Source organism: Lichenihabitans sp. Uapishka_5, assembly GCF_033947565.1.
GTDB lineage: Bacteria > Pseudomonadota > Alphaproteobacteria > Rhizobiales > Beijerinckiaceae > Lichenihabitans.
This window is the reverse complement of sequence record NZ_JARPVX010000184.1, coordinates 1-1,730: the sequence shown is the minus strand read 5'-3', so window position 1 is coordinate 1,730 and position 1,730 is coordinate 1. Positions and strand designations below refer to the sequence as shown.

The window sequence follows — 1,730 nt, the reverse complement described above, 5'->3', positions numbered from 1 at the left end:
GCCCACCACCGCCATTTCGCCCGCGGGGCCGAAGCCCGCGCCAAGCAGCGCCGCGCCGGCGAGCGCGCCGATGAGCCCGCCGAGGCTGAAGGCGCCATGGAACGACGACATGATGGCGCCGCCCCAGCGCGCCTCGACGTCGCTGGCGTGGCTGTTCATCGACACATCCAGCAGGCCATTGGCGAGGCCGAACAGCGCCGCCAGTCCGACGAGCCCGCCGAGCGAGCCGGCCCAGGCCGGCAAGGCCGACAGGATCGCGAACGCGATGGCGCTTGCGGCCGTGGCGCGGCCGGTGCCGAGCCGGGGCGTGAGCCAGCCGGCCGACAAGGTCGACACCGTCGAGGCGGCGGCGAGCGCCAGCAGCGCCAAGCTGATCTCGCGATCCGACAGGCCGAGGCCCGCCTTGATGCCCGGCAGGGCGGCGGCCCAGGCGCCGAAGCCTGCGCCAAGCAGCAGGAACACCGCGGCCGTGGCGCCGCGCTCGGTCCAGGTGGCGGCCCGGGGTTCGACGGCCGTGATCGCCATCGGGCTCAGAAGCCTTCCGGTCCGCCGTCCGACCGCGGGTCGTGCGTGGCCTCGACGCGGCCGTTCACGTGCCGCACCACCGCGCCGGCATGGCCGAACATTTCCGCATAAGGTTGCGGCCGCAGCGACACCTCATGGCCGGCGCGCTCGAGTGCTGCTACCACGGAGGGGTCGAAGCGGTTCTCCATGTGGGTCGCGGTGGAGCCGGCGCCCCAGGTGCGGCCCCACAGGAACCGCGGCGCGTCGACCGCTTCGGCAAGGCCCTGACCGAGACGATAGCGCGACAGCACCTGGGACTGGAACTGCGGCTGCCCGTCGCCACCCATCGCCCCGTAGGACAAGACGCGCCCATCGTCGAAGGCCGCGAGCGGCGGGTTGAGGGTGTGGAACGGGTAGCGGCCGGGCTCGAGCGCGCGGGGCGAGCGGGGATCGAGCGAAAAGGCGACGCCGCGATTCTTCATCAGGATGCCGGTGCCGGGCAGCACGCAGCCCGAGCCGTATTCCCAATAGATCGACTGGATGAACGACACCGCGAGGCCCTTGGCGTCGATGGCGCCCATCCAGATCGTGTCGCCCTGGCCGAACCGCACCGGCAGGCTGGCCGCGCGATCCATGCGGATGCGCGCGGCTTCGCGGTCGATCACCGCAGGCTCGAGCCAGCGTGCCGGATCGGCCTCCGTGAAGCGCGGGTCGGTGCAGACCGCGTCGCGGATCGCCAGCGCCGGTTTCGCCGCCTCAATCAGGCCGTGCAGATGCGCGAAGCCGTCGCGCTCGGTGACGCCGAGGCGTTCGAACAGGCCGAGGATCAGCAGCGAGGCGAGTCCTTGCGTGGGCGGCGGCGCGTTGTAGACGGTGCAGTCGCGCAGCCGTAGCGACAGCGGCTTCGCCCAGCGGGCCTCGAAGCTCTGGAAATCCGCCCGGGCCAAAGGGCTGCCGATGCGCTCGAGGTCGGCCGCCATCTCGCGGGCCACGTCGCCGCGGTAGAAGTCCGCGAGGCCCGCATGGGCCAATTGTTCAAGGGTCGCGGCAAGCGCCGGCTGGCGCCGGATGTGGCCTTCCGTCGGCAGGGCGCCCTCGACCAGCAGATGGCTCGCGAAGCCGGGGGCCGCCGCGAGCGCCTCCCAGGCCTGCGGGGCGCCCATGGCCTCCGAGCGCGACACCAGCACGCCGTCGCGCGCCTGCACCACGGCCGGGCCGAGCAGCCG

1 protein-coding gene and 1 pseudogene are annotated in these 1,730 nt (G+C 73.1%); both read right to left on the bottom strand.

From position 1 onward, the window contains the following. Nucleotides 1-525 (bottom strand): annotated as a pseudogene (locus tag P7D22_RS23000) (MFS transporter); the annotation flags it as partial. A 5-nt stretch (nucleotides 526-530) separates the two neighbouring features. After that, on the bottom strand, nucleotides 531-1,730 hold a 1,200-nt coding region (locus tag P7D22_RS22995), incomplete at its 5' end, for a gamma-glutamyltransferase family protein (protein ID WP_319936568.1).